This window comes from Brachyspira alvinipulli ATCC 51933 (genome assembly GCF_000518245.1).
Classification (GTDB): domain Bacteria; phylum Spirochaetota; class Brachyspiria; order Brachyspirales; family Brachyspiraceae; genus Brachyspira; species Brachyspira alvinipulli.
The window spans coordinates 151,492-171,906 of the sequence record NZ_KI912407.1 but is presented as its reverse complement, the minus strand read 5'-3'; the positions used below and the strand labels follow the sequence as shown (position 1 = coordinate 171,906).

17 protein-coding genes, 1 tRNA gene and 1 rRNA gene are annotated in these 20,415 nt (G+C 29.6%); 11 read left to right on the top strand and 8 right to left on the bottom strand.

Annotated features, from left to right (window positions below; all coding sequences use genetic code 11):
* Positions 1-13 precede the first annotated feature (13 nt).
* Positions 14-2,287, top strand: a complete 2,274-nt coding sequence (locus tag T324_RS0115095; RefSeq protein ID WP_028331024.1) for a hypothetical protein — start codon at positions 14-16, stop codon at positions 2,285-2,287.
* A gap of 40 nt (positions 2,288-2,327) precedes the next feature.
* Here the strand turns inward: T324_RS0115095 and T324_RS0115090 are convergent, their stop codons facing one another.
* On the bottom strand, positions 2,328-2,693 hold the full coding sequence (locus tag T324_RS0115090; protein WP_028331023.1) for a heavy-metal-associated domain-containing protein: 366 nt from the start codon (positions 2,691-2,693) through the stop codon (positions 2,328-2,330).
* Positions 2,694-2,859: 166 nt separating this feature from the next.
* Between T324_RS0115090 and T324_RS0115085 the strand changes: the two genes are divergently transcribed.
* Positions 2,860-3,516: a hypothetical protein gene (locus T324_RS0115085; protein WP_028331022.1), complete on the top strand. Its 657-nt coding sequence runs from the start codon at positions 2,860-2,862 to the stop codon at positions 3,514-3,516.
* A 7-nt stretch (positions 3,517-3,523) separates the two neighbouring features.
* A tRNA-Thr gene (locus T324_RS0115080) sits at positions 3,524-3,596 on the top strand.
* Positions 3,597-3,651: 55 nt separating this feature from the next.
* Here the strand turns inward: T324_RS0115080 and T324_RS0115075 are convergent.
* From T324_RS0115075 to T324_RS0115060, 4 genes are all read right to left on the bottom strand, one after another.
* Entirely contained in the window at positions 3,652-5,103 is a 1,452-nt protein-coding gene (locus tag T324_RS0115075; RefSeq protein ID WP_028331021.1) for an HD-GYP domain-containing protein, read from the bottom strand.
* Between the two features lie 82 nt (positions 5,104-5,185).
* A complete protein-coding gene (locus tag T324_RS0115070; RefSeq protein WP_028331020.1) occupies positions 5,186-5,560 on the bottom strand; it encodes a YkgJ family cysteine cluster protein in 375 nt (124 codons plus the stop codon).
* A 34-nt stretch (positions 5,561-5,594) separates the two neighbouring features.
* Positions 5,595-7,991, bottom strand: coding sequence for a hypothetical protein (locus T324_RS0115065; protein ID WP_028331019.1), 2,397 nt, complete (start codon positions 7,989-7,991; stop codon positions 5,595-5,597).
* A 4-nt stretch (positions 7,992-7,995) separates the two neighbouring features.
* Positions 7,996-8,736 carry a hypothetical protein gene (locus T324_RS0115060; RefSeq protein ID WP_028331018.1) on the bottom strand — a complete coding sequence of 247 codons (741 nt, stop codon included), beginning with the start codon at positions 8,734-8,736 and terminating at the stop codon, positions 7,996-7,998.
* 784 nt (positions 8,737-9,520) lie between these two features.
* On the opposite strand from T324_RS0115060, the gene T324_RS0115055 reads away from it, so the two are divergent.
* From T324_RS0115055 to T324_RS0115030, 6 genes are all read left to right on the top strand, one after another.
* A 16S ribosomal RNA gene (locus T324_RS0115055) occupies positions 9,521-11,035 on the top strand.
* A gap of 121 nt (positions 11,036-11,156) precedes the next feature.
* The gene (locus T324_RS17810; protein ID WP_051436869.1) at positions 11,157-11,696 is read left to right on the top strand and encodes a GNAT family N-acetyltransferase; all 540 of its coding nucleotides are present in this window, start codon (positions 11,157-11,159) and stop codon (positions 11,694-11,696) included.
* An 88-nt stretch (positions 11,697-11,784) separates the two neighbouring features.
* Positions 11,785-12,114 carry a cupin domain-containing protein gene (locus T324_RS0115045; protein WP_028331017.1) on the top strand — a complete coding sequence of 110 codons (330 nt, stop codon included), beginning with the start codon at positions 11,785-11,787 and terminating at the stop codon, positions 12,112-12,114.
* An 8-nt stretch (positions 12,115-12,122) separates the two neighbouring features.
* Positions 12,123-12,995, top strand: a complete 873-nt coding sequence (gene prmC / locus T324_RS0115040; RefSeq protein WP_028331016.1) for a peptide chain release factor N(5)-glutamine methyltransferase — start codon at positions 12,123-12,125, stop codon at positions 12,993-12,995.
* Positions 12,996-13,011: 16 nt separating this feature from the next.
* Positions 13,012-13,422 (top strand): hypothetical protein, encoded by a 411-nt coding sequence (locus tag T324_RS0115035; RefSeq protein ID WP_028331015.1) that lies wholly within the window; start codon positions 13,012-13,014, stop codon positions 13,420-13,422.
* 192 nt (positions 13,423-13,614) lie between these two features.
* The gene (locus T324_RS0115030) at positions 13,615-15,333 is read left to right on the top strand and encodes an amidohydrolase (RefSeq protein ID WP_028331014.1); all 1,719 of its coding nucleotides are present in this window, start codon (positions 13,615-13,617) and stop codon (positions 15,331-15,333) included.
* 202 nt (positions 15,334-15,535) lie between these two features.
* On the opposite strand, the gene T324_RS0115025 is transcribed toward T324_RS0115030, so the two are convergent.
* Complete coding sequence (locus T324_RS0115025; protein WP_028331013.1) at positions 15,536-16,297, bottom strand: HAD family hydrolase; 762 nt, start codon at positions 16,295-16,297, stop codon at positions 15,536-15,538.
* Between the two features lie 236 nt (positions 16,298-16,533).
* Between T324_RS0115025 and T324_RS0115020 the strand changes: the two genes are divergently transcribed.
* Positions 16,534-17,502: a beta-ketoacyl-ACP synthase III gene (locus T324_RS0115020; protein WP_028331012.1), complete on the top strand. Its 969-nt coding sequence runs from the start codon at positions 16,534-16,536 to the stop codon at positions 17,500-17,502.
* A 100-nt stretch (positions 17,503-17,602) separates the two neighbouring features.
* On the opposite strand, the gene T324_RS0115015 is transcribed toward T324_RS0115020, so the two are convergent.
* Positions 17,603-18,115: a hypothetical protein gene (locus T324_RS0115015; protein WP_028331011.1), complete on the bottom strand. Its 513-nt coding sequence runs from the start codon at positions 18,113-18,115 to the stop codon at positions 17,603-17,605.
* A 9-nt stretch (positions 18,116-18,124) separates the two neighbouring features.
* Positions 18,125-19,555 carry a rhodanese-like domain-containing protein gene (locus tag T324_RS0115010; RefSeq protein ID WP_028331010.1) on the bottom strand — a complete coding sequence of 477 codons (1,431 nt, stop codon included), beginning with the start codon at positions 19,553-19,555 and terminating at the stop codon, positions 18,125-18,127.
* Between the two features lie 148 nt (positions 19,556-19,703).
* Between T324_RS0115010 and T324_RS0115005 the strand changes: the two genes are divergently transcribed.
* On the top strand, positions 19,704-20,381 hold the full coding sequence (locus T324_RS0115005) for a DUF305 domain-containing protein (RefSeq protein WP_028331009.1): 678 nt from the start codon (positions 19,704-19,706) through the stop codon (positions 20,379-20,381).
* Positions 20,382-20,415 lie beyond the last annotated feature (34 nt).

Below are 20,415 nucleotides of genomic sequence, written 5' to 3'. Positions count from 1 at the left end.
GAAGCAAATCAATATGAAAAAAAGTATAATAGCCACTACAATATTATTGCTCATATCCGTAGCACTTGTCTCTCTTACATTTGGTATAGGTGAGAGAATGACTATACTTAGTTATAATAATGATAATACCTACAACATTGATAGTGAGGATCCTAAAAATCATAGAATAGATATGTACAATCCGGATTCGCTTTCGCTTGTTACATCGAAACCTATATATGATTATGATTTATCTGTAGATTTGGAAGATATTTATACAGATGAGGATATAAGTGCTGATGAAGATATACAGTATTTAAGCCAGGATTTGCTTTTAAGCGATGATGAATTTAGTTCTTCAATGCCTAATCCTAATATACTTCCTGCAATGGTATTTAATGCCAATACAACAGATAAAGCTGCCGATCAATTAAGCGGAGCAATTGATGCTGCAATACTTAACTCTAGAAAAAGAGAAGCTCCTAGAGTATCAATAGATTTATCTAAAATATCTGTTTTTAGATATGAACCAGTTGTAATAAATGCTTCTGTTTATACTGAGGATGTTGTAAATAATATAAGTATTTATGTAAGATATAAGAAAGACAGGATAGTAAGAAAAAACGGCGATGAAAGATATTCAATTAATGTATTTAAAGTTAGAAACTCTCAATATAAAGGAACATATTTGCATCCTTTCGGAGGAGTTTTAGGAGAATATCAGGCTATAGTTTTGGTTCAAACTAAGAGCGGAGTTTTTGGTTATACAAAAGACTTTACAGTTAAAGGAAGACAATCTCCTCCTGCTAAAGAAACTAAAAAAATAGCTACTTTAGAATATGCAATAGATTTAACTACTAAAAAGATACCTAGCGTAGAAACAGGCGAACCTACAACTTATGATGCTATATATGACTGGGTTAGATATATGAAATGCGATATGTTCTGGGCTATAGGGGGACAGACTACAGGATGGACTGGAGGTATTACTCCTGAAGAGCCTTGGGCTAAAGCTATGATAAAAAATATTGAAAATTTGGCTGACAGCAGAGCTAAAGGAAATGTTGAGCTTGGTGCTTATGTTATGAGTTATTTTGCGGCAGGCGGCGGTGCTAGAAAAGGCGGATATGAGGTATCAGTTGGATATAATTCTGCTACTCAAAGTTTGGTAGAAAGCAGACATATATCTTTGGCTGACCCTAAGAGAGTTCAGGACATTATAGATATATTGAAAAGATATGATGCTAACCCTAATATATCTTATGTAGGACTTGACTTTATACGTACAGGTGAAGTAGATGGTTACGAGATGGTTGATGAAATGGTTGAGCTTACAGGTGTTTATGTTCCTGCTAACTGGTCTACTATGAGTAAGCCTGCTAGAATGCGTTGGCTTGCTGTTAATAGAGGCAGAAAAGAAATAGGTATGAAATGGAGATGGTTTAGAGCTCATAAAGAATCATTGATAATAAAAGCTATAAAAGAATCAGGAATTAAGAAAAAATTATGGGCATTTACTTTAGGTTGGAATCATGGTCAGGAACATGGACAAGATCCTTATATGTTCTTTGATGCTGGTATAGATTACGATGCAGTTATGATATACGAAGCTAATCGTGCTCAGCATGTTGGTATGCTTGCTGCTTGGCCTCAGTATTTATCAGGCGAATATAATGTATTAGTTGGAAATATGATAGATAACAGACTTCAGGACGGAAGTTTGAGACCGGAATTAGAATATATGAGAAGAATGTATGAATCTGAAGCTAAATTTAATAGAAGCAGCAGAATAAGAGGTATATTCTTCCATGATATTTCAAGAATGTTATGGTCTAAGTTTAGAGGTTCTGGAAACAATATAAAAGAGTGGGCTAATATTAATGCTTCTATAGTTTCAAGAATAGAAGAGAAATATTCAGAAAACCCATTCAATGTTACAGTTAAACTTGATGAGGGCAATAGAACAGGTGTGCTTACTATAGTTAATAGAACATCTAAGAGACAAAATGATGTAACTATTAAAACAGATTTATCTCAGGCTCTATCAACAATAGTGCTTGATAGTGAAAAAGTAGATATAGATCCAGGTGAAAGTGTTGAGATTGGATTTAGATATGCTTATGGCAGAAGCAGATATTCTTCTCTAATGGCTTTCAGAGTGGCATCTTCTTCTGGTGAGGAAAATGTGGCTGTTGCTTATACTATGTTAAACTCTTTCAGAGCAAGACCTAAGAAAGAAGAGGCTGCTGTAGTTGCTAAAGGCGACGAAGATAAAAAAGAGGAAGAAGAAAAAGTAAATAATAATTGATTTATACAACTTACAAAAGGGGGCTTCAAAGCCTCCTTTTTTATTCCTTTATATAATATCTGTACCCGGATTCTTTTATAATATTTTCAAATATTTTATCATCTATATTTTCTTTCATAAGAATCTCAGCTTCTTCTTTATCAAAATTTACTTTAGTATATACATTTCCAAGTTTATTAAAATTGTTTTCTATTGTTCTAGCACAATTAGTACAGGTCATTCCACCTATTTTTAATATTTTTTTATATGGATAATGATTTTTATTTTTATCTTTTACTTTAACTTTTTCATTGCAGCATTTAATTTCACCAGAACAGCAGCTTCCTGATTTCATTTTCTTTATATAGCTTAATACTGCTATAATTCCTATTATTATAATAGCAGTTATAATTATTACACTTTCCATTAAATATTACTTTTAACATTTATTAGATTATTCTAACAAATATTTTGAAGGTGTCAATATTATTATTCAATTTAAAAAAAAAAAATACCTACTTGTCTTTAATTTTAACCATTAATATTCCGTTCTTAATATTATATAGGTTATATTTATAATGGAGAATAATAAAATGAATAAATTATTAATTTCATTTTTTATTATATTTGTATATTTTTCATGTTTGTATTCACAGCAAACTAATGATGCAATGCAGACAAACAATTCAAATGCAACTAATGATATTTTAAAAAGTAGATTATTCTTTACAGAAAGAGATAAATTGACTTCAAAAATGAATATATATACATCATGGAAGGATACATATAAATATTTAAGAGATAACAGATTTAGATTCTATAAAAGAGCAGGCAGAACTATAACATTAGAGTTTAGATATAAGTATCCAGGTCAAATATTAGTAAATAGGGGAACTCCTATAATATTTACTTTTGATGACGGAAGCACTGTTCAATTATCTAATATTCAGAAGGTTATTTATAATCCGTTTATGATGGGTGATTTAAGATTTTATGATGTTGAAGTTAGATATAAGTTTAATGATGATGCTGAGTTTGAAAGTTTCGCAAGCAGACCTATTTCTAATATAAGATTTAATTTTGTAAACGAATTTAATGAAGAGACTTATGATGATATATATGTTTCTCCTTTAGCTACAACTAATTGGCAGATGGTATTTTCAGCTTATAGAGATGGCATTGCTAAATTAGAAGAATTACAGCAGCAAGCAACTAATAATAATAATCAGACCGCTGTTACAAATAATTAAGTTTTAAGCCAATCTAGCTCAGTTGGTAGAGCAACGCATTCGTAATGCGTGGGCCGTGGGTTCGATCCCCATGATTGGCTCATACTATTTTTCAGTAATTTTGTATAAAACTGTATAGACTTTTTTAGTATACTACTATAGTAATTTGCAAGTCATCAAATCCTGTTCTATAGAATTGCTTAAAAACTCAACAAACACATCGTATAGTATAGGATCTAGTTTAACATGCTTTTCTATAAAATCTTCTCTCATTATGTTTAATGCTTCTTCAGGAGTGAAAGTTTTACCGCCTCTATATTTACGTGCAGGGTCTATTAAAGCATCGTATACATCTATAACTTCAAGCATTTTAGCAGGGAAATAAGCAAAAGCATCACATTCATCTATAGCTTTAGCATCATAAGTCATTATTCTCTGTATTTGGAAATTAGGATGTTTAGCTAGTTTTAATTCATATAAATGCTGATAAGGGCCATATCCTAAACCATAATATTCATGATGTAATGCTACAGTTAATATAACCTCTAAAGGATATTCAGAAGTTTGGCTTACCAAGGCATAACTATTAAATAAATGCTTCTTTATTCTCTCATAATCTCTTCCAGTAGCACCTTCAAAATAATCTAAGTCTTTGACCTTTCCTATATCATGTAGCAAAGCACCTACAGCATAAAGATTCATTTCTTTTTCGCCTATAACCTTTACCCCTTTATCAATACAATCTTCAACAGTGGCTAAATTTTTATGTATATCTGCTTTGCTAAATACAGCTTCAACTTGTTCATAAAATTTCTTATATTTGTTTGTGTATGATGTTCTTATTTTATGAACTAAATGTCTTCTGTTTATGAGATTGTTATAAAATGCCATAAAATTAACATAAGAAATAAAAACTCTGTTGGAATGAGACATTACTCCTCCGTCAGAATAATTTCTTAATTCATCAAAAACTTTTTGTGTTTCTGTATTATTTGCAAGCATATCAACTATAGTAGTAACAAGATTTGTAGTTGTTTCTGTTATTTCCTGATTCTCTATTTTTGCCTGTTCTTGTGTAATTTCTTCGCCTTTAATTTTTTGTATGCTTTCAAACATTGTAACTTTAGCTATAAGTCCAACATCATTTCCAACATTAACTATTTGCTGAGCTGCATTTTTTGTTAATCCGGCTTGTTCATCTATTTTAATTTCTTTAAGTTCTTTATTATAATTTTCTATAGTATTAACTTTTTCTTTATATGTCATTTTAGAGATTTCAGATATTCTCTTACCCATCTCTTTTTCTGATTCTTTCGGAGTTCTAAATACATAAGGAGCGGAAGAATCGTTATCATTATTAGTTGCTGTATTGATTATAGATTTGAATTCTTCTATAAATACAGAAAAATGTTTTGGTATATATAATTTTAAATTAGCGTATTTTTCATTATCTATTATAATACTTAATTGTTCTGTTGGAAACGATATGATATTTTTTTCTTTGTCTAATCTAAATAGGGGTATATTATGTGCTATTAATTGATCCTTAATAGCTTTTATATCTTTTACAGATAAAGCATCATATTTACTAATCAAATCATTACTCATTATTTATTTTTCCTATACATATTATCCATTAACAACGTATTATTATATAATATTTTTAAAAAAAATGAAATAAGCAAAAAAATTATTTTTTGATTTTTACACCCGGGCAGGGTCTATTGAATTTACCTGCTATTATATTACCATTTTTATCCATATATTCTTTCCAATATGGAAAAGTTTTGCATTGATGCGGTTTAGCGTCATTGATTGTGCATCTATTATTTTCATCAAGAAATGGACAGCTTTCTCCTTCAGATATTCTTATATAATATCCGTAATTTTCTTCGTACTCTAGATATTTATTAATGAAAACAGGAGGAGATGTTTTTAAGAATTCAGAGGCATTTATTATATCATTATCATTAAAAAATACATATCCCTTTTCTTTACAGCATATACCACATCCTGTACATGAGAATTCTAATTTTGCATTCTTATTTTTATTGAATCTTTTCATTGTTTATATCGCTAAATGGGATTTTTTAATTGAATTATTTTAATATAGAATTTGCTTGAGATTTAATTGTATTTGCCTGATTTGATTTTCCAATTTTTGAATATATTTCAGCTACTTTTAGATAATCATTATATAAACTTCTTTTTTCATTATCTGTCATATCATCAACTTTTTTTTTACCGCCGTTTGGTATTTTTATATATATATTAAATACTATATCATCAGGACTTTTCATTAAATCTTGGTTAAGTACAAATATAGAAGGCCATCTTCTACCGTCTCCAAGTTCTTTTGTAGCTATAGAAGATAGCGTATCATTCCATTGTGTTTTATATGTATTAAGACCTGATATATTATTATTCTGATTCATTCCAGATATTGAAGCATTTGTGTTATTGGCTGTAGGAGGATTAGGTGGAGGAGTAGGAGGTGTAGGTGGAGTTATCTCTGGTTCTTTTGGAGGAGTAGGAGGTGTGTTAGTCTGCACTCTTGTATTAGTTTGAGTATTAACAGCATTATTAGTCTGCGGTCTTGTATTATTATTAGTTTGAGGTCTTACTGTAGTGTTAGTTTGCGGTCTTGTGTTATTAGTTTGAGGTCTTACTGTAGTGTTAGTTTGTGGTCTTGTATTAGTTTGAGTATTAACAGCATTATTAGTCTGCGGTCTTGTATTATTAGTTTGAGGTCTTACTGTAGTGTTAGTATCCTCTTTTATAGTATTTGTTTGTATTAATGCCGCATTATTATTTGTATTAACATTATTATCTATAGTTTCATTTGTTACAATATCATAAAATCCATCATCAGTATTATTATTGTTTTTTCCAGTAAAAAACTGTATACCTAAGAATGATAAACCTAAAATTATTATAATTATACCGATTATTGGTACAAGTTTATTTTGTTTCTTATCATTTTCCATAGAATGTGCTGGAGCAACATAAGGTTCTACCGGCTTTCTTTCTATTTCAGGGAAAGATGATGTTTTTAATTCATCTTCTGTTTCTATTATTTTTATATCTTTTTCTCTAAGTTCCTGAAGTTTTTCATTATCTTCTGTTTTTTCATCTTCTATTGTTTTATCAAGTGTGTAATTTTTATAATTTTCTACTTTTTCATTTTCATGTATTATAGGAGCACTTTCAACTGCTTTATCCATTTCTTCTTGATTAAATTTGGATTTTTGTACTTCTTCACTATCATTTAAATTAGGTATTACAACTCTTTTAAATATATCGCTTTTACTATAAGTTGCTTTTTCTTCGATTTTTTCTTTTTCATCTTCTTTTATATCTTCTGTTTCAGCAACCTCTGCTATTTCTTTTATTTCTAAAGTTTCAGTAACTTCCTCTACTTCTTCTTTTATATCGTCTTCATCTTTATTATTTTCAATATTATCTTTAACGTCTTCTGTTTCTTCAGATTCATCTGCGATTTTTTCTACAATTTCATCTTTTTCTTCTTCGTTATCATCACTTACTAAATCAACATTATCTGTTTTTGTCTCTTCAATATCTTTATCTTCATCATTGTTTTCATCTAATTTTTCAAAATGATATGTATCAGTTATAGAAGAGGATGAAGAAATTTTAGAATAATTATCCTCTTTATTATCAAAATTATCTGAAATGTTTTCTTCATTTTCTTTTTTATCTGAATCAAATCTATTAAAAGAAAATACATTTTCATCTTTTTCTTTTACAGTTTCATTGTTATTAAATAAAGATGATGATACAGGTTTTGATATATTCAAAGGTATATTATCATTTGCTATACTGTCTTCATTATCATCTATAAGTATTCTTTTTTTTACACTAACAGGTCTTGATACATTTTTTGATTTAGCTTTTATAGCTTCTTTTAATAAAGTTATAGATTCTCTTTCTGGTTTTGAATCTGTAGTTTCTGTTTTTATAGAATCTATTTTTCTAACAGGAGTTGAAGTTTTTAATGATATTTTTCTATCCTGAGAACTTTTTATTAATTCTTTTAAATCCTTTTTTTCTTCTTTCTTTTCATCTTCTTTTTTTATTATAGAATCTAATGTTTTAGGTTTTTCTATTTTATCAACCTCTATGGCTTTAACTTCATCTTCTTTTTTCACTACAGATGATGTTTTTTTTACAGCAGTTTTTTTAACAGAATCTTCTTTTTTAGAAGTTTCTTCTGCAGTTTTTTTAGCTGCAGTAGTTTTTTTAGTAGTTTCTTCTGCTTTTTTTACTGATGTAGTTTTTTTAGCGGTACTTTCTTTTTTAGCTGTATCTTTTTTAGCAGTAGTAGTATCTTCTTTCTTTTTTGATGCAGTTTTTTTAGTAGTTTCTTCTGCTGTTTTTTTAGCTGTAGTTTTCTTAGGAGTTTCTTCTGCTTTTTTCACTGATGCAGTTTTTTTTGTTGTTGTTTCTTTGTTTGTTGTAGTTTTCTTTGTTGCCATAGTATTACTCTGTTATATTTTGTTTGTTCTTTATTAATATATTTTTTATAGTATTCATAGTTTCATTATCAAATAAATTTTCAGTTATATTTCCTTTTTTTAAGTAATCTATAAGATAATCATTCAAATTTATGTTTTTATTTAAACCATATTTTTTTGCTATATATATGTAGTTGCACATAGAAAGTATAGTTCTAAGCTGATTACCATCTGATGAATACTTATCTATTAATTTTTGCGGGTTATCTATCTCTAGACAACTTAAATTATAACAAACTTTGAAAAAAAGTTTATCAATAGATTGTTTAATTTGAGTTTCTTTTTTTGTTTTTTTATTAATAGTATAAAGAGAAGAGAAGTCTCTAACCTGTAAATTACATACAGAAGCAAAAAATCTTTCCTGATAAGGCATTAAATAATGATGACTTTTCACTTTAGACTCTACTCTTGTAATAAATCCCTTTTCCTCCAAAGTATCCAAAGATTTTACTATAGTAGCATTTCCTCCTATACCAGCTTCATTTAATATCTGAGAATGTGTTATCTGAGATATTCCTAATTTATAATCATAATTAGCAACTAAAGTTCTGTATACTTCTTTTGCTGATAATGGAAGTTTTTTCCAAGTATTGTTTTCAGTAATAGATTTTGGAATAAAAGAACATATTGAAGCTATAGACAAAAATGCATCTTCATCTATGTTTTTTAACTGTGCTCTATTAATGATATCTATCATGGTTTCCAAAATAATACTCTCCAATTATATGCTCTTATATAATATATCTAAATTAATATAAAATCAAGTTTTATTTTTTATTTGTTTTGGTGGATTTTTATCGGATTTGTTTTTATTAATTTTATACGAGGTGTTTTTTATATTTGTCTAGTAAAAAATAGAGGTGTTTTTTATATTTGTCTAGTAAAAAATAATTGTTATTTTGGTTAATTTTTCTAATAAGTTTCTATAAAATAAATATATTTTTTTTTTGATAATTTTTATAATAAAACCTGGTATTTTAATAAAAAAATAAAAAAATATTTTTAAAATCATATATCAATTATATAAAATTATATAAAATTTGACCATTTTTATAAAAGAAATTCAAAAATTTGGTATGAAATTATGAAAACTAGAGATAAATTCTTGGTTGTAAGATATCGTTTTTTAGGTGTTTTTGATAATTGCTACTAAAATATGTATGATATGTTGTATATATATCTAATTATATAGTTTTTAGGTTAAAAAAAATAAAAAAAGCGGATTTTTAGTATTGTGTTTTTTTGCCCCTGTGCTATAATAATAAAACAAACGATGAGAAATAAAAAACATCGCTTGAAACAACGGGAACAAAAAGTTCTTTGAAATATGGATAGCAGAAGCAATTTAAGAAAAACAAAACACAACTGGTGTAAATGAACTTAATAAGTTCTATGACCCAACGGTTACAATTTGTAACATTTCTTTAAGTAAGTAAATCATCATTCAGTAGAATGATAATATAAAGAATCATTTCAGATTCACAAAAGTGAGTATGGAGAGTTTGATTCTGGCTCAGAGCGAACGTTGGCGATGCGTCTTAAGCATGCAAGTCGAGCGGGCTTATTCGGGCAACTGGATAAGTTAGCGGCGAACTGGTGAGTAACACGTAGGTAATCTGCCGTAGAGTGGGGGATAACCCATGGAAACATGGACTAATACCGCATATACTTTTGCTACACAAGTAGAGTAGAGGAAAGGAGTGATCCGCTTTACGATGAGCCTGCGGCCTATTAGCCTGTTGGTAGGGTAACGGCCTACCAAAGCTACGATAGGTAGCCGACCTGAGAGGGTGACCGGCCACATTGGGACTGAGATACGGCCCAGACTCCTACGGGAGGCAGCAGCTGAGAATCTTCCACAATGGACGAAAGTCTGATGGAGCGACATCGCGTGAGGGATGAAGGCCTTCGGGTTGTAAACCTCGGAAATTATCGAAGAATGATTGACAGTAGATAATGTAAGCCTCGGCTAACTACGTGCCAGCAGCCGCGGTAATACGTAGGAGGCAAACGTTGCTCGGATTTACTGGGCGTAAAGGGTGAGTAGGCGGACTTATAAGTCTAAGGTGAAAGACCGAAGCTCAACTTCGGAAACGCCTCGGATACTGTAAGTCTTGGATATTGTAGGGGATGATGGAATTCTCGGTGTAGCGGTGGAATGCGCAGATATCGAGAGGAACACCTATAGCGAAGGCAGTCATCTGGGCATTTATCGACGCTGAATCACGAAAGCTAGGGGAGCAAACAGGCTTAGATACCCTGGTAGTCCTAGCCGTAAACGTTGTACACTAGGTGCTTCTATTTAAATAGGAGTGCCGTAGCTAACGTCTTAAGTGTACCGCCTGAGGAGTATGCCCGCAAGGGTGAAACTCAAAGAAATTGACGGGTCCCCGCACAAGTGGTGGAGCATGTGGTTTAATTCGATGATACGCGAAAAACCTTACCTGGGTTTGAATTGTAAGATGAATGATTTAGAGATAAGTCAGACCGCAAGGACGTTTTACATAGGTGCTGCATGGCTGTCGTCAGCTCGTGTCGTGAGATGTTGGGTTAAGTCCCGCAACGAGCGCAACCCTCACCCTTTGTTGCTACCGAGTAATGTCGGGCACTCTTAGGGGACTGCCTACGTTTAAGTGGGAGGAAGGTGGGGATGATGTCAAGTCCTCATGGCCCTTATGTCCAGGGCTACACACGTGCTACAATGGCAAGTACAAAGAGATGCGAGACCGCGAGGTGGAGCGAAACTCAAAAAAGTTGCCTCAGTTCGGATTGGAGTCTGAAACTCGACTCCATGAAGTTGGAATCACTAGTAATCGTAGATCAGAACGCTACGGTGAATACGTTCCCGGGGATTGTACACACCGCCCGTCACGCCATCGGAGTTGGTTTTACCTGAAGTCGTTAGCCTAACCGCAAGGAGGGCGGCGCCGAAGGTGGGACTGATGATGAGGGTGAAGTCGTAACAAGGCAGCCGTACCGGAAGGTGTGGCTGGATCACCTCCTTTATTCGGAGATTGTCCGACTTAAATCTTACTGCTATTCATATTTGAAAGAATTTTTTCCATATTATATTTTTTATACCTCGTTAATAAACTAGCCTTTGAGGCTGGTTTTTTTGTTTTAATAATGGAACTTATAATTAAAGAAGCTAGAAAAAGAATTAGTCGTAAAAAAATTAAAGAAATATATGATTCCTCGTTTCCTAAAGAGGAAAAAATACCTTTTTGGATGATGTTTTTAATGTCTTTTACTAAGACAACAGACTTTCTTTCATTTTATGATAATGATAAGCTAGTTGGTTTTACATATATGGCTAAAGTTAATAATATCCTGTTTATTATGTTTTTGGCTGTTGATGAAAATATGCGTTCTAAAGGATATGGTTCTAATATATTAAAAATTTTAAAAGAAAAATATTCTACAGCTAAAATTATAATGTCTATTGATAAATCAGATTACACTAGAAAAGCTAAACTTGTCAATTTTTGTTTGAAAAATGATTTTGAATACACAGGATATTTAATGAAATCAGGAGAAAAAACTCAAGAGATTTTTATATATAATGGTGAGTTTAAAAAAAGAGAGTTTCAATTATTTTTTCATACATATTCAAATGCTACTATGGTTCCTAAGATTTGGGAAGATGAATCTATAATAAAAAGTTGATAACAATTTATCATAAAATATTATTGAATTTCTAAATTAAAATTGTTAAACTATAAAAAATATATACTAATTATATAGAGGAATAATTATGTATCAGGATTTTAATAAAACCGAATTAAAAAATCTAGGAAACGGACTAAAAAGAAGAGTATTAGCACATTCTAAAAATCTTATGACAGTTTATATGGAATTTGATGAAGGAGCTGTAGCTGAAGCTCATTCTCATAATGAACATGAACAAATTACTTATATTATAGAAGGGGAGTTTGAGTTTTCTGTTAATGGAGAGAAATATTTATGTAAAGCAGGTGATAGTTTACATTTTCCTAAAAACATGGCTCATGGATGTAAATGTATTAAAAAAGGAAAACTATTAGATACTTTCACACCTCAAAGAGAAGATTTTTTGAATAATTAATTTTTATAATGAATATCAATCAAGCAATAGTTAATTACGCCAAGAAGTTAGAAAAAATTAATAATGATTATAAAGTCTCTTATATTGAAACACAAACTATTATAATGCATGCCTTGAACCTTACAAAAATAAAATTAATATCAGAAGGTTTAAGAGAACTTACAGAAAAAGAAATAAATATGATAGAGAGTCTTATAAATAGACGTCTTAATTATGAGCCTTTATCTTATATCATAAATAAAAAAGAGTTTTACGGATTCGATTTTTATGTTGATAATAATGTGCTTATACCAAGACCTGAAACTGAAGAGATTATTGATTTGGTGTTGGATTATACAAAAGATAAAGATAATATTTCAATATGCGATATTGGTTCTGGAAGTGGAAATATACCTATAACATTAAAAAAATTATTTTTAGATCAGAATAAAAACATTGATATTACAGCGATTGAAATTAGCAATGGAGCTTTTCAAGTTATAAATAAAAATGCTTTAAATATATTAGGCGATGAAAAAATTATAAATATAATAAATACTGATGCTTTAACTTTCGTACCTAAAAATAAATTTGATATAATAGTTTCAAATGCACCTTATGTACCTTTGAGAGATAAATATGCGCTTCAAAAAGATTTGGAATTCGAGCCTCAAAATGCATTGTATTCAGGTTATGATGGGCTTGATTTTTATAAGAGTTTTTTAAGTATAATAGAAAAATATTTAAAAGATTATGGGGCTTTCTTTTTTGAAATAGGCTATGATCAGGGAGATGCATTGATTAATATATGCAATTCTTTAAATATGAAAAATGTATTGGTAAAAAAAGATTTAAGCGGAAAAGACAGATTTCTTGTTTGTGAGAACATGAAGAATTGTTAGTTATAAGGAGTATGATATGCAGTATGTCAAATTTGGAAGCAGAAGAGGGGAGCATGGTGATATTAAACTTTTAGATATATTCTATAAACATAATATTGTATTTGCTGAAGTGAAGGCTGGAGCAGAAAAGGTAAAAGAGAAAAAATTTCTAAAAGGAACTAGAATAATGATAGCAGATGGTTTAACTGCGGTTGCCGTTGCAGAGGCTTTAACTGATTCTGATTCTCTTGATAAGTTCAATATTAAATTTGCTAAAAATGAAATTGAGAGAGTTAATATTGTAGATTGGGTAATAGCTGCCAAAGTAAAAATATATAAATTAAAAGAAGAAGATTATTTTCCTACTACAATAGGTAAATTCTATCATATAAAAAATAAAGATAAAATAAAGCTAATAGATGAATTATTAGAAAAATATTCAAATTAATATTAGTTTATTTTAATAAAAAATAGTTCTGAACTTATTTAATTATTGTTCATTTACTACAAAACTGTATAAAACTTAAATTTCTTTTAATAATAATAAAAAAAACTGCATATATATTATTGTATATATTGAAAAGTTAATATAAAATCGTATCTCATTTTAAAAAATTTATTTTAAAGGAGTTTACAAAAAGTGAACAAAAAAACGTTATTACCAATCATTTTACTAATTTTCTCTTTTATTATTATTGGTTGCGGTAATGGTGCCGGAAGTAAATATGCAGATACTGTGATAACCGGTACAATATACACTTCTGAGGCGGATAATAAAATGGTGTCTGCTGTTGCTATTAAAGATGGTGTATATCAATATGTTGGAGATGAAGAAGGAGTAAAAGAGTTTATAGGTGATAATACCGAAGTAATTAATTTAGAAAGCGGTATGGCGATGCCTAGTTTTTTTGAAGCTCATGCACATGCTGAGTTAGGCGGTATAGGTAAATTATACCAAGTAGAATTATATGACGGAAAGTCAATGAAAGATTATGAGACAATAGTTTCAAACTTTGTTGCTGAGCATGAAGGTTTGAAAATATTGAGAGGTTCCGGATGGGGCAATGGATATACTCCTAAGAATGGTCCTACTAAAGATGTACTTGATAGAATTTCTACAGAAATTCCTATAGTATTAACATCTCAGGATTATCATTCTATTTGGGTAAATTCTAAAGCTATGGAAATTGCAGGAGTTGATGCTAATACTCCAGATGTTGAAGGTGGAGTAATAGAAAGAGACCCAGTTACTAAAGAGCCTACAGGAACATTCAGAGAAAAGGCTCAGGATTTAATATTAACTAAATTACCGGATTATTCTGTTGAAGAATATAAAAGTGGTATATTAGCATATCAGGATGAAGCTCTATCTTATGGAGTTACATCTATATTCAATCCTTTGTTAAATATGAATACAGACGGAAAAAATTTATTTTCTGCTTTAAATGAACTTGATAAAAGCGGCGATTTAAAATTAACTTATTTTTCAGGATTCCAAGTTCTTGCAGAGAATGATCCTATATCAAATTTAAATGTAATAGCTGATTTGAAAAAACAAGCTAATGGAAATAAATTTAAACTTACAACTGTAAAATTATTTGCAGACGGTGTAGTAGAAGGAAAAACAGCATACATGCTTGAAGATTATACTTCTGATCCTGGATTTAGAAGTGTAGGACTTTGGGAGCAGGATGCTATGAATGAAATATGTTTGAAAGCTGAAGAGTTAGGACTTCAAATACATATACATTCTATAGGAGATGCAGCAGCAAGATTATCTATTAATGCTCTTGAGCATGTTCAAAAAACAACTGGTGCTACTAACAAAAGACATGCTATAACACATTTACAAGTAGTTAATAAAGATGATATAAAAAGAATGGGAGAATTAAATATAGTTGCAGTTGCTAATCCTTATTGGTTCTTCAAAGAAGACGGATACTATTATGAATTAGAGCTTCCTTATTTAGGAGAGAGAGCAGAGCATGAATATCCTATGAAGGATTTATTTGATGCAGGCTGTGTTGTATCACTTGCAAGCGATTATCCTGTAACAGTTCCTCCTAGACCTTTAGATGGTATACAGATTGGTGCTACTAGAATGAATTTAGAAGGTGAGCTTGATTCATTACTTGGTGCTGACCAAATAGTAAGTGTTGAACAGATGATGGACTCTGCTACAATAAATGGTGCTTATCAGAATTTTGCTGAAGATACTTTAGGTTCTATAAAAGTAGGAAAAAAAGCAGATTTTATAATATTAGATCAAAATATTCTTGAAATAGCTCCTACAGATATTACTAAGACTAAAGTATTAAAAACTTATATAGACGGAAAATTAGTTTATCAAGCAGCATAATTAATTTCTTATTTAAATAAGATGCCCTGTATTATTGCATTTTAATAATGCAGGGCTATTCTTTTTTTCCTTTAAATCTATCAATTAGACTAACTATTCCAGCTATAATCAGACCGATTATGCATGCAATTCCTCACATAAATACCTCTATATGTTTTTATTTTATTATACCTTGATAGGGTATTTAAATCAATAGTGTATTTTATAATTCTTTATAAATAATATCAGATATAATATTAAAATATTTATTTGTTATAGATTTAACATTTTCTTTCGCATTTATCTGAACGTAGCCGTTATATTGCTTAATCATTTCTATATCATTATTTGAATCGCCGGTTACTAAAATCTTATCTATATTATTATTTTTTTTGATAATGTTTTCTAAGAATTTAATACCATTGGCTTTATTTACACTGTTTTTTACTATATCAACTGTTCTAATATTTGGATATGCTATAACTTTATTAAATTTATTATTTACAGCATTTGCTACTTCTTCTGTGGATTTAGAATCAGCAGCCATTTTATTTATCTGTATGATATTTTTTATATTATATATTTCATTAATATTTATTTTTTTATCAACTCTGAAAGGAAGTATATCTTTACCGTCTTTAGATTTTACAGATATAATATATTCATCATTTGCAATTTCTACAGTACCTTCAAAAGCATCATGCAGAAACTTTATAACATCATAAGAAATATCATCATCAATAGTATCTTTAAATATTGTCTCTCTTTTTCCATTAAAAACTAAAGCTCCATTATTAGCTATCAAATAATCAAATTCCAATCCATGCCTGTCAATATGTTCAAATATAGAAAATTTGTTTCTTCCAGTGGCAATAGCAAATATATTTCCTGCCTCTCTCCATTTTTTTACGGCATCAAATACACTATCATCTATTTTTTCATGTATGTATATAGTCATATCATAATCGCTAACAAATAATTTCATAACTTCTCACTTTAATTTATTATATTCAATTATAATTGATATTCTTTAATATGCAATTAGTTTATTTATCATTTTTATATAATTTAATATGTAAAAAACAATAAAAAGCAAATATAGTTATATATACTAGTACAAAATTTGAAAAAATAGTTATTATTAGCTATAGATTTTTTGATATTTGTAAACTACACTATTATAATGAAAATCCTAGTTAAGTATAAATTATGGAGAGCACTATGAAAAGAGCATATATTAAAAATATAGCATATTACGTTCCTGAGAAGATATTAGACAATAAATACTTTGAGAGCATATTGGATACTAATAATGAATGGATAATAACACGTACTGGAATAGAAACTAGACATATGGCTAGAGAAGATGAAACAATATTTGAAATGGGGCTTAATGCTGTTAGGAAATTAGAAAAAAAAGGTGTTGATTTGAATGAGGTTGATGCTATTTTAGTTCCTACTGTAACAAAGGATTATATATTCCCTTCAATGGCAGGACAAATACAAAATGCTTTAGGATTGAAGCATTGCTTTGCTTTGGATTTATCAGCTGCTTGTTCTGGATATATATATTCATTAAATACTGCTACTGCATTAATAGAAAGCGGTCAATGTAAAAATGTTCTTATAGTGTCTTGCGAAAAATTAACAAAAGATATTAATTGGAAAGATAGAGGAACTGCCATTCTTTTCGGAGATGCTGCTACTGCTTCATTAATAACTACTAGAGATGATGGTAAAGGAATTATAGGCATGCATATGCAAAGCGAACCTGATATGAGTATAGTTCTTAATGGCGGAAGTGTATGTCCCATAAGAGCTAATGATTTAGAAGCTCCAGAGTTTAAAATACATATGGATGGTTCTGAAACATTCAAAAGAGCTGTAACAGAGTTTTCAAACAGTATAGATAAAGTTTTAGAAACATCAGGAAAACAATTATCAGATGTAAGCTTCTTCGTTCCTCATCAGGCTAATTTAAGAATAATGCAGGCTGTTGCTAAAAGAATAGGTCTTCCTATGGAGAAAGTAAGCGTAGTATTAAATAAATTCGGAAACTGTTCTTCTGCAAGTATTGGACTAGCATTAACTGATGCTTTGGAAAATAATAAAATTAATGACGGAGATTTAGTTCTTCTTACAGGGTTCGGCGGAGGATTTACTTGGGGTTCTACATTAATGATTTGGTAATATTTAATAAGAAATTTTCCTAATAATAAAAATCGACTGTATAAATGTTTATAGGGCATTATAATATGTTTTCATATAATGCCCTACTTTTATTTATTGATTATTTATTTTTATCAAATAAATATATTAATTTATATAATATATAGCAAATAAAACTTGATAAGAAATATTTATAAAATAGAGATCCGTTTTTACAAGAGTATATCATATAGTTTATATACTTTGCTGGTATATCAGACATATTATTAGTCAAAACTGCATTTAAAATTATTCCAAATAGAGATGCGAATATTGATAATATTATTGGAGTAATTACAGCCTTTTTTATATTAAATGTTTTTTTGCAGTATAAATATATTATTAAAGATTGAAATGCAGCTACTAAGAAAGATGAAATGTTTATATTTCCTCCAGCTTTTAATGTTAAATACTGCATTAAAGCAAAATAAATAAAGCTAAATAATATACTTTGCCATAATCCTAAACCTATAGTCAGCAAAAATATATATACAATATTGCTATATAAAAATCCTGCATTTGGTATATAAATTTTTGCCAACTGTGTTAAAACTAAAAATAATATAGATAATAAAACAAGTATTATTTTTTTCATTTAATATTTTTACCAAGTATAATGAAATACAGGAGTTTCAGGCGCATCTTTAGGAACTCCTTTTTCTTTTCTAGGAAGATCCTCATATAAATGCCATTCATACCATCCACCGTCATATAATGTTACATTAGTCCATCCCAAAGCCAAAGCATAGAATAAAGTTTCGCTTGCTCTCCATCCGGTTCCGCAATGGAATGATATTCTTTTATCAGGTGTTATTCCCCATAATATCCATCTGTCTTCTATTATTTGATAGTTAAACATAGTTTCATCTGGGTTTCTGTAGTCTAATAAATTATAAGGATTAGAACCTGCATAAGCAAATCTTGAATTAGGTATATCATTAGCTTCGCCTATAAATGTATATCCGCTTACCTCTCCTAAATATTCAGGCCAGCTTCTTACAGATGCTATAACGGCATTTGTATCATTAATAAGCTGTTTTTCTTCTTCCAAGTCTATTATCCAATGAGGATTTGCAGGTACTTTTACTCCGAAACTTGCTACTGGAGTAGGTGTTACCTTTCCGGATTCTAAAGGCAGATTATCCGCTTTATATCTTTTAATTCCTCCATTTAATACTCTTACATCTTCAACACCTGCATATTTCATAATAAGAGCATATCTTGTATTAGCATAAGGTTTAGGTCCGTATACTATAACTAAAGTATCTTTATCTATACCAAGACTCAATAAAGTTTTCTCTATACTAGCATCATCCGGTCTTCTGAAGAATTTAGCCTTTTCTTCTAAAGTAAGAAATTCATATTCTTCTAAATTTTGAGGTCCTGATACATCTATGACTTTACTATCAACATGAACAGCACCAGGTATATGACCTTTCTCATAATCTGCTTCCATATCGCTGTAACTTAGTTCCACTATAACAAATTTTTTATTTTTAGGTATATCAGGATTATTTCCTTGTGTTAAATCATAAACCCATTTAGGATAAACTAATATTTCATAATTAGGCATTTTTTCTAATGGTCTTTTTGTTTTTTCTAACCAAGCATCTATTCCGCCGTCAAGAGTCATTACATTAAATCCTAAATTAGCAAATTTTTGAGCAGTGTTAGTATCAACTTCTTTTGTATCATAAATAATTAAATTCATAGGAGGATATAATTTTTTTCTTCCCAATTCTGTTAAAATTTCTTTATCTGATGCTAACATATCAAACCAGTCTGCTGTGAAATCATAAGCTCCTTCTATATGTCCGCCTTCAGACGAATTTATTTTCCAACCTATATATTCTGATTCCTGCCTTACATCTATAAAAGTATAGTTTGTATTTCCCAAAAGTTTTTCTGCTTCTTCAATGGATATATTTGTTACAGTACCTTTAGAAACAGCAGCATCTGTATTATCAGATTTTTGAGAACATGAAATTAGAAAAATAAAAAAAGATATAATAGTTATAGATAATAACTTTTTCATAATGATTAAACCTTCCGTAAATATTTTTGCGTACGATTATAATATATATGCATATAAAGTCAATTGTATATATAATAAATAATATTTTTTATTTTACAATTAATCAAATAAATAGTTTTAGATAGCACTAACTTTAAAGGATGGAAAAATGAAAAAAATAATTTTTATATTTATGATGTTATCTTCTATTTTAATTATGTCATGCGGACAGAAAACTTCAGGAGACAGTGCTTCTACTGATACTAATCAAGCTGCTATGGATCATTCAGCACATTCTGCACATAATACAGTAGGTTCTGAAATAATCAATTTAATGCATGCTCCTATGATGGAACAGCCTTTTCAAAAAACAGCAAATATTGATGTTGATTTTTTAGCTAATATGATACCTCATCATCAGGGCGCTATTTTATCCTCTAAAAAATTATTAGAGACAACAACTAATCAGACATTAACTGAATTAGCAAATAATATAATATCAGAACAGGAAAAAGAAGTTACTGAGTTTACTGATTTAATTAAAGAATTAGAAGGTAAAAATATAAGCTATGCAGAGATTGATACTGATGCTATAGGAAATGATATGGAAGCTCTTATGAATAAAATGATGGCTGATATGTCTGCAATAGAAGTTACTGCTGATAATGATATTGACTTCTTAAAAGGTATGATACCTCATCATCAGGGTGCTATTGATGTATCAAAGAAAATATTAGAGTATACAAAAGATGATAAAATAAAAGAAATAGCTAATAGAATAATAGCAGCTCAGGAACAAGAAATATACGACATGAATAATATGCTTAGTACATTAACTAATAAGTAATGTAGTTAAATAATAATAATAAGAGTTGGAATTT